Source organism: Streptomyces niveiscabiei, assembly GCF_001419795.1.
GTDB lineage: Bacteria > Actinomycetota > Actinomycetes > Streptomycetales > Streptomycetaceae > Streptomyces > Streptomyces niveiscabiei.
Genome location: NZ_LIRL01000246.1, coordinates 1 through 8,833, shown reverse-complemented (window position 1 = coordinate 8,833; position 8,833 = coordinate 1). Strand labels below are relative to the sequence as shown.

General features: G+C 71.8%; 8 protein-coding genes, 1 pseudogene and 1 CRISPR repeat array. Of the genes and pseudogenes, 2 read left to right on the top strand and 7 right to left on the bottom strand.

Annotated features, from left to right (window positions below; all coding sequences use genetic code 11):
* Positions 1–306 precede the first annotated feature (306 nt).
* The 5 genes and pseudogenes from AOK24_RS49645 to AOK24_RS50605 form a co-directional block, all read right to left on the bottom strand.
* A pseudogene (locus tag AOK24_RS49645) lies at positions 307–606 on the bottom strand (hypothetical protein); the annotation flags it as partial.
* Positions 603–1,274, bottom strand: coding sequence for an aspartate racemase/maleate isomerase family protein (locus AOK24_RS13180; protein WP_055720244.1), 672 nt, complete (start codon positions 1,272–1,274; stop codon positions 603–605). The pseudogene AOK24_RS49645 and the gene AOK24_RS13180, both read right to left, overlap by 4 nt.
* Entirely contained in the window at positions 1,264–2,784 is a 1,521-nt protein-coding gene (locus AOK24_RS13175) for a radical SAM protein (RefSeq protein WP_055720243.1), read from the bottom strand. Before AOK24_RS13175 ends, AOK24_RS13180 begins: the two co-directional genes overlap by 11 nt.
* A gap of 288 nt (positions 2,785–3,072) precedes the next feature.
* Positions 3,073–3,705 (bottom strand): permease prefix domain 1-containing protein, encoded by a 633-nt coding sequence (locus AOK24_RS13170; protein ID WP_055720242.1) that lies wholly within the window; start codon positions 3,703–3,705, stop codon positions 3,073–3,075.
* Positions 3,706–3,809: 104 nt separating this feature from the next.
* On the bottom strand, positions 3,810–4,037 hold the full coding sequence (locus tag AOK24_RS50605) for a substrate-binding domain-containing protein (protein ID WP_240553871.1): 228 nt from the start codon (positions 4,035–4,037) through the stop codon (positions 3,810–3,812).
* Positions 4,038–4,591: 554 nt separating this feature from the next.
* On the opposite strand from AOK24_RS50605, the gene AOK24_RS13165 reads away from it, so the two are divergent.
* Positions 4,592–5,347, top strand: coding sequence for an alpha/beta fold hydrolase (locus AOK24_RS13165; protein WP_055720241.1), 756 nt, complete (start codon positions 4,592–4,594; stop codon positions 5,345–5,347).
* Between the two features lie 136 nt (positions 5,348–5,483).
* Here AOK24_RS13165 and AOK24_RS52485 read toward each other — a convergent pair whose 3' ends face one another.
* On the bottom strand, positions 5,484–5,861 hold the full coding sequence (locus AOK24_RS52485) for a 2-hydroxyacid dehydrogenase (protein ID WP_338060934.1): 378 nt from the start codon (positions 5,859–5,861) through the stop codon (positions 5,484–5,486).
* A 51-nt stretch (positions 5,862–5,912) separates the two neighbouring features.
* On the bottom strand, positions 5,913–6,251 hold the full coding sequence (locus tag AOK24_RS52480) for a hypothetical protein (RefSeq protein ID WP_338060933.1): 339 nt from the start codon (positions 6,249–6,251) through the stop codon (positions 5,913–5,915).
* A gap of 24 nt (positions 6,252–6,275) precedes the next feature.
* Positions 6,276–8,258: direct repeats of the CRISPR family, unit length 28 nt; unit sequence GAACAACCCCCGCTGGCGCGGGGACGAC.
* Between the two features lie 334 nt (positions 8,259–8,592).
* On the opposite strand from AOK24_RS52480, the gene AOK24_RS13155 reads away from it, so the two are divergent.
* The coding region (locus AOK24_RS13155) for an HD domain-containing protein (RefSeq protein ID WP_159051863.1) at positions 8,593–8,833 on the top strand (241 nt) is incomplete at its 3' end.

Below are 8,833 nucleotides of genomic sequence, written 5' to 3'. Positions count from 1 at the left end.
GGGTGTGCAGGGCGTCGGTGTGGCGGGCGACGGCGTGTTCCAGCAGGGTGCGCAGGTGTTCGTGGGCGGCGGGGCCGGAGGGGAGGGTGAAGCCGAGGGCGGGGGCGAGTTTGGTGACCATGCCCGAGTCGACGGGGATGATGCCGCAGTGGTAGCCGCGGGCGTACAGGGCGGCGCACTGGGCGACCTTGTAGGAGGCGCCGCGCACCTCGCGGGCGAAGGCCGCGATGAACGTGCCCGCGTCCCAGGAGTCCGGGTCGGTGCCGTCCTTGTCCCAGCGGGCGAGGGCGTCGGCCAGGGCGTANNGCCGAGCGGGGCGACGAGGTCGCGGGCCTGGCCGTCGTCGAGATCGGTGAGGGCGTCGAAGCCGATCGCGTCGGCGCGGGCGAGGACGGCCGCGTAGGTGTCGACCATGCGGTAGTTGATCCGGGTGGACCAGCCGGCCGCGAGCATCCGCATCCGCGGGTCGGCGATGGTGGGCGGCCACCAGCGGTTGTGGTCGTGGTTGGCCTCCACCTCGGCGCGGACGTCGTCGAGGGCTGCGGCGCGGGCGACGAACGCCAGGACGCGGTCGTCGCTGCGCCTGCTGGGTCTGGTGACGGTCACGGCGCTGCTCCTGGATCGGGAGGGAGGGGGGTGGCGAGGGCGAGGTTGGAGGAGATCACGGGGATGCGCAGCTGCTCGCGCAGGGCTGCCGTGGCGGTCAGGGTGCGCCAGCCGGTGCACGACAGCACGAGGGCGTCGGCCCCGGCGAGCGCGGCCGGCGGGAGGCCGTCGCACAGCGTGAGGATCTGCGCGGTGGTGATGGCGGAATAGCCGTCGTCGAGGCCGAGGCAGGCGTGGGCGGTCACGTCGATGCCGCGTGCTGCGAGGGCTTCGGCTTCGGCCCGGGTGACCGGATCGGGGTAGGGCGTGGCCAGCGCGACGCGGGCCAGGCGCCGCCGGTGCAGGGCGGTGGTGAGGGCGTCGAAGGCGGTGATCACGCCCGGCGGGAGCGCAGGACCGCCGGTGAACCCGGCGGAGGTGCACGCCAGCACGGTGGCCTCCAGCGGAAGATGGCGCAGGGAGTCGACAGCACCCGTGGCAGCGGCCCGCAGCCCGTGCCAGAAGGAGTCGTCGACGGCGGTCGTGCGGGAGGCCGGCACGAGCCGAGCGTAGTGGAAGACCGTGCCCGGCTCGCCGAGTTGAGGCAACTCCTCCTCCACCGCCACGTTGGCCCACGGCAGCAGCACCCCCACACGCCGCACCACTTCCGCTGTGGGGTCAGCGGGCACGGCGGGTGCCGTAGAGGACGCGCGGGGCGTGCCCGGTGACGGTGATGTCGGCCGTCGTGCCCACCGGGACGACGGCCCCGGGCTCGATGATCTGGATCGCGTAGGAACCCAGGCGGCGGAACCAGGTGCCGCGCTCGTCGACGAAATAGGCGTGCACGCCGGGAATCTCCAGGCCGGCCGGGTAGACGCGTTCCTTCATCGGCCGGTCCCACAGCTCGTCGATGTCGGCCTTCCAGGTGGCGAAGTGCTCCGCGGACGGCAAGCCCTGAAGACTCGTCTCCTCCTCCGCGAGCGGGGTGCCCGGGAAGGCGCGGGCCATGCGGACGTTGGTGCGGTGGCACATCAGCCCCGCGTCGAAGATCCGCCGCAGAGCGGTGAGGTTGGCCAGATGCGTGGCGTGGGTCTCGCCCGGCAGACCGTAGATCAGGTTGAGGCCCGGCAGCAGCCGGGGCAGCCCGCCCGGCCCACGTGCGGAACCGACCTCGTTCACATGCTCGACGGCCCGCACCAGAATGTCCTCGGTGCACGTCAGGGTGTTGCGCTCGATCACGGCCGGGTCGAACGACTCGATCCCCATCGGCGCGCAGTTGCCCTCCGTGCAGAACTCGGCGACCGCCACCGCGATCCGCTTGCCGGACGGCGCCGCCACGGCCAGCGGGTCGGCGTTGTCGATGTGCAGCATCTCAAGATCCGGGCAGCGCTCCCGGATGCCGCCCAGCAGCGCCCGGACCGCCTCCTCGCTGCGCCCCTGGTAGGAGAAGAAACAGGTCTGCTGGCCGAGCCGGAAGTGCCGTACCCCCGCGTCGTACAGCTGCCCGGCCTCGGCCACAACATCGTGGACCGTCCGGTGCGCGACCGCCGGTGCCTTGGCCGGCTCGTTGCAGAACCGGCAGAACGCCTTGCGGGTGCAGCCGCGGTACAGCTCCAGCTCGGCGACCGGTGACCACGGCATCTGGGCGATCAGCCCGGCGAACGAGCCGCGGTCCGCCTCCAACTGCCCGTAGGAGGCCGGTGTGCGGCTGCCCAGGGCCAGGGTGGAGGAGGTGACGGTGTGGGTGTGGACCGCGTCGAACAGCCCCGCCCAGGACGCCGGTTCCGACAGCGCCCAGGTGGCCATCGGGCCGAGCAGGACACGGCGGCCCCGTACGCAGGCCATCGCACGGGCGATGTCGTCCTGTCCGGCGTTGACGGCGTGCAGGTGCACCGAGGGCACCTTGTCGCCCGCCACCACGACCACCGTCTCCGCATCCCGCAGCAGTTCGACCGCCTTGTCCCGGTTGACGGTCGCCGAGTACGTCAACCGGTCACTCAGCGGCGGCTCCACCGCGGGGCGCCCGCCGGCCAGGCACCAGCGGACGTCGTCGATCGTTACGTACTTCACCTCGGCGTCCGGGCGGGCCCCGCGCAGAGCCGCATACGCCTGCCGCACGTACGCGGACAGGTACGGCGGGACACCCAGACCGCTGGGCTCGACGGTGTAGCAGTCCAAGATCACCACAGGGGCGGTCACCGAGACTCCTCTCCAAGGCCGGCTGATCGGGCCGTGCCGCCCGCGCCGACGCGGGCGGCACACTCCGCCCCCGGCCACAGGCCGAGTAACGAGCGCGTCAGCCTGCCGGTGCAGGAACGCTGTGGAGGCGGAGAGACAGTTCAGTCAAGCTCCGCGCGCGCCTCCCCGGAAGAGGGGACGATGCAGTCCCGCGTGGTCCAGGACAGGGTGACGGGATGACACCTGCACCGCACGCACCGCACCTCGCGAACCTGATCAGCTCGGCCTGCCGGAAACGCGGCTGGAGTACTAGGCAGCCCTGAGGCAGCGCCGGCCCGCGACGGCGACGGTCGACAGGGGGAGGCCGAGCAGCAGGGCCGTCGTCGGGAGCCCCGTCACGCCCAGGAGCGAGTGCCCGGCGGGGTTGTAGACCGTCAGCAGCACCCCCAGCAGGGCGAAGACACCGCAGACCGCGAACGCGAAGAACCCGGCGGCCCGCACCAGCCGCCGCGACGCACTCAACCCGTGCGCCCCGGTCGCGACCACGATCGACAGTGCCAGCGCTATCGACCCGCCCCCGGCCCAACTCACCACCGAATCGGCCAGGTTGTACACCGAACCGGCATCGTCCTTCGAGTTCTGCCCGGTCAGGCTGAGCAGCCACCACACCACCGGCTGCGCCAGCAGCACCCCGCAGATCAGCAGCGCCGTACGCCGGCCCTGGGCCAGAGCCAGCTCCGTCTGGAACTCCGGCGCGATCCGCTCCACGGGCCCGAAGTCGGCCACCGCGCATGCCTCCGCGCTCGCCCGGTCCAGGCCGCTCTCCTCGTACGCCTCGGCCGCGTCGGCCAAGCCGTCACGCGCCTCCGCGAGCATGTCCGCCTTGACCACCCGCGGGCCGCGCAACGCCCTGTCCAACTCGGCGACGTAGTGCTCGATCACCCGGAAACTCCCTGCCGCGTGCGGTTCCCCATCAGCATAGGGACGCCCGTGCATCGGAAGATCGGGGAAGACCCTGAGACAACCCTGATCCCGGGACGCGTCGCTCACCTCGGCGCCCTCATCGACTCCGTGATCACCAGCTGCGGGCTCAGCACCACGTGTTCGTCTCCTCTCGGTCCGGCGCGAGCTGTACGGCGGTCCGGCACCCGGACCGTCGTCAGGGACGGGGGCAGGTCCGTCGTGCAGTGGACGTTGTCGAAGCCGATCACCGATACGGCACGCGGGACGTGCGGCCCCGCTTCCCGCGGCGCGGCCGTCGCGCCGACGGTGATCGCGTCCGTGCGCGCCGGACACGGTGGTGAAGCCGACGCCCGCGGCCAGGGCGTGGCGGACCCGGCGGTGACCGGCGGCCACGAGATGGGACGTTGCCTGGAACGCGCCGCTGCACCCCGGTGTACGTGACGTGCTCACGTACACCGGGGTGCAGCGGCGCCCACGGTTGTCCGGCCTCGGCACCGCCTGGCTCGACGACATCACCCTGACCGCCCCCGCCGGTGCACCGGACCGTGTACGTCGACCCGCGAACTCGGGTATGTCGGCGGCTACGGCGAGGGCAACGGGTGTGGCGCCGTGAGGTACGGACGGGTGCCAACTCTCCTTCGTCTCGATGTACTTCCGCTTCCGGCAGGTCACGCCGGTCGATCAGCGCTCGGCGACCGTCCGGGGACGACCGGCGAGACGCTCACCGCGCCCGACTGGATTGACCCCCGGTGCGCCACGAGTTGGGCCCGGCACGGACCCGGCCACCGGCAGGATGATCGGAGCCGGTCAGCGCCTCCGCACCGGCCCCCGCAGCACCCCCGTACCCCACAGGAGTTGACACACGATGACCACCCGGCTCTTCTCCACCACCCTCGGCCCCGCCGACGCTCCGACCGTGCTGCTCGTGCACGGCTGGGGCGGCGACGGGCGTGAATGGTCGTACCACGCCGAGGAGTTGGCGCAGAGGTACCGAGTGATCGTCCCCGACCTGCGCGGTCACGGCCGCTCCCCGGTCCCGGCGACGGGCAACACGCCCGCGCGCATGGCGGACGACCTGGCCGCCCTCCTCGGCGACACCCCCGTGACGGCGGTCGGTCACTCCATGGGCGTCCAGGTCGTCAACCTCCTCGCCGTCAACCACCCCCACCTCGTCCACTCGGTCATCGCCCTTGACCCGGCGCACGGCGCGACGGGCGCCGAAGTCGACGGCATCCCGGCGAGGCTGGCGACGTACCAATCCCAAGGCGCCCGCGCCGCAGCCGAGTTCGTCGCGGGCGCCTTCTCCCCACAGGCCCCGCCCGGCCTGCGCACCGCCCACATCCGCACGGTCCTCGGCACGCCGGACCACGTCATCTCCCAGGCGTACGCGGGGATGTACGTCGACCCCGACGCGATCGGCGTGCGCCCGCTGACCGAGGCGTTCCTTCGCCTGCGCACGCAACCGGCGTTGACGGTCTGGACGTCGGCGGAGGCGGCGACCTGGGAAGAGGGAACCTTCCGGAGTTCGCGGGTCGAGCACTGGCCCGGGGTTGGGCATTATGTGCACGAGGAGCAGCCGGAGCGGACGGTACGGCTCATCGCGGAGTGGATGGGCCGTTAGCCCGGGATCGGTGTGCGGGGCGGGCATCCGGCGAGGACGTGCAGGATGTTGTCCGCCGCCAGGTCGGCCATTGCCGCCCGGGTCGATTCCGCGGCTGAGCCGGCGTGCGGGGTCGTGACGATGTTCGGCTCCTTCGTCAGCGGGGAGAGGTCCGCGACCATCGGTTCCCGGTCGAAGACGTCCAGGCCCGCCGAGTGACGGCGTCCAGGAGGGCCGCCTCGTCGACGACTCCGCCGCGCGCGGTGTTGACCAGAGTGGCTGTCGGTTTCATCGCGGCCAACTCCTCGGCGCCGATGAGGTGGTGGGTCTGTGGGGTGTGGGGGACATGCAGGGAGGCGATGTCGGACTCGGCCACGAGGGGCGCCAGGGGCACGGAGTCCGGCGAGGTGCGGCTGTGGTGGAGGACGCGCGTGTCGAAACCCCGGGCACGGCGGGCCACCGCGCGGGCGATCTGGCCGTGGCCGATCAGGCCCAGGGTGGCGCCGTGGACGTCCAGACCGAGGTACTCATGCACCTGATATGAGGCTCGCGTTGGCGGCTCCCAGGCGGCGCCGGGCCGCGAGGATCAAGGCGAAGGCGAGGTCGGCCGTCGTCTCGGCGAGGGTCCCCGGGCGTGGGTGACGGTGATGCCGCGTTCGGCGGCGGCGACGCGGTCGGCGTTGTCGTACCTCATGCTCGCCGGGGCGATCACGCGCAGGGCCGAACCGGCGGCGTCCATCAGAGCCGCGTCCACCGTGCCGTTGCCGAGGGCCAGGATTGCGGAGACGCCCGGCGCGAGCGTCGCGAGGCCAGCGGGGGACGGCTTGTCCATGCCCGGCCAGGACACGACGTCCGCCGCCTGCGCGAGGCGGCTCAGGGCGGTGCCGGGCAGGGAATCACGGGTCGTCTGCACACGCAGGGGCATAGGAGGACTGTGGGTGAGGTGTGCGAGCAACCCCCGCTGGCGCGGGGAGGACGTTCTGTCCGGGCAGAAGGGCCGCTTCGTCGGCGAACAACCCCTGCTGGCGCGGGGACGACTCCTCGCCGTCACGATGGAGAGCACAGGCGCGGGAACAACCCCCGCTGGCGCGGGGACGACCTCCTGACCTGCCGTCAGGGGCTGGGCTGGGGAGAATAACCCCCGCTGGCGCGGGGACGACTTTGCCCACCGGGCATACACGGCGGCCACCCAGGAACAACCCCCGCTGACGCGGGGACGACTGCCCCTTGACACTGGAGTCCAGGAGGGCCGGAGAACAACCCCCGCTGGCTCGGGGACGACCCCCTTCGCGGAGGCGCAACCACCGGTCGTGTAGAACAACCCCCGCTGGCGCGGGGACGACGTGGTGCGGCGGCGGGCGTGGGCCGCGCGGCGGGAACAACCCCCGCTGGCGCGGGGACGACTCGTACAGGGCCTTGGCGAGGATCTCGGCTCGGGAACAACCCCCGCTGGCGCGGGGACGACGCCCAGATCAGGACGGCGAGAAGGCCGGCGACGGAACAACCCCCGCTGGCGCGGGGACGACCCCGTCGAGGGTGAGGGCAGCACGCGCCCTCGGGAACAACCCCCGCTGGCGCGGGGACGACCAGTGGGGCGTCAGCGGCACCCCGTGGTGCGGGGAACAACCCCCGCTGGCGCGGGGACGACTGGTACGACGGCCAGATCTGGCGCGGCCCGTACGAACAACCCCCGCTGGCGCGGGGACGACTCGCCCTTGCTCATCCCGAACTCTCGGCGCAGGGAACAACCCCCGCTGGCGCGGGGACGACACTATCCGAGCGTGTCCGATACATCCCGGTTGAGAACAACCCCCGCTGGCGCGGGGACGACGAAGAGGGCGGGCACCGATCGGGTGGGGGGAGAGAACAACCCCCGCTGGCGCGGGGACGACGGGCCGACGCCCTGGGCGAGGCCCCCGCACGGCGAACAACCCCCGCTGGCGCGGGGACGACAACGTCGGGGTGACGCTGCCCGGGACGCCGCTGGAACAACCCCCGCTGGCGCGGGGACGACATGTCATCGACCGGACACGCCATATCACCACCCGAACAACCCCCGCTGGCGCGGGGACGACGAGAAGATCGCGATGGGCATCGTCGGCATCGCGGAACAACCCCCGCTGGCGCGGGGACGACTGGAGCCAGGCGGTCGTCCAGGTCGGGTGTGCCGAACAACCCCCGCTGGCGCGGGGACGACCACATGATCTGGTCGAGGGTGCCGATCTGGACGGAACAACCCCCGCTGGCGCGGGGACGACGCCGGACGCGCAGCCGTCGAGGGCGCATCTCGGGAACAACCCCCGCTGGCGCGGGGACGACTGGTGGATCATCACCCCGTGAACACCCGTCGGGGAACAACCCCCGCTGGCGCGGGGACGACGACGAGGTGAGTGGTGGGCGCGGGAGGAGGTGGTGAACAACCCCCGCTGGCGCGGGGACGACAACCCGAACGGGTGGCGCAACGGGCGCTACCGCGAACAACCCCCGCTGGCGCGGGGACGACGACCTGCGGCATCGTGAACTGGATCGGGTCGTGCGAACAACCCCCGCTGGCGCGGGGACGACTGCGGCCGCCGACCCTGCACCGGCATCGTCCCGGAACAACCCCCGCTGGCGCGGGGACGACCGCTCGGCGGCGTCCTCCGGGAGGACGTCGTGGGAACAACCCCCGCTGGCGCGGGGACGACATGGCAAGACGTCCTACTGCGCCCGAAATCCGGGAACAACCCCCGCTGGCGCGGGGACGACCGGTGGCCTCTCGCCCGGCCCCCACGGCACCCGGAACAACCCCCGCTGGCGCGGGGACGACGCGATCTGCACGTTTGACGGTGCGTCACGGGGGGAACAACCCCCGCTGGCGCGGGGACGACTCGCACTGCTTTATGTGGCCGATCAGGTGCGCGAGAACAACCCCCGCTGGCGCGGGGACGACACTTCATGACCTGCGGTGATTGGAGTGGGTGAGCCGGTTTTTCTTTACTTGCTTCAGCGGGTGTTCAGTGGTGGGGGACGGTTGCCACGGTGGGGAAAGGATCAAGGCCGTTCATGTCGGGTTGGCTGGGTGGTTCAAGATCGTCGGTTGGTTCTTCCGGTCGGGGAGGGGCGTTAACGCTACACGGGGGTGGGTGGAATGGTGCTCGGTGGTGTCAGATTGGGTGTTTGCGGCTGCTGTGGTGCGGGAGTTGGCTGGCCAGGGGGCGTTGTCAGTGGTGGTGTCTATGGTTTGAGGGGCAGGCGGAATTATGGATGCGGGGAGGGTTTGAGCGGTGGAGGACGAGCGGTCGGTGGTGGAGTTGATGCGGGTGTTGGGGGTGAGGGAGGAGACGGTGGTGCGTGTGTCGCGGTTGTGGGGGAAGTCTGCTGCTCGGAATGGAGGGCGGACGCATTTGTTGCTGGGGCATCTGCTGGATACGGCGGCTGTCGGGGGGCTGTTGTGGGACCGGTATCTGTCGGCTTCGTTACGCCGTCGTCTGGACGAGGTGAGTGGTGGGCGCGGGAGGAGGTGGT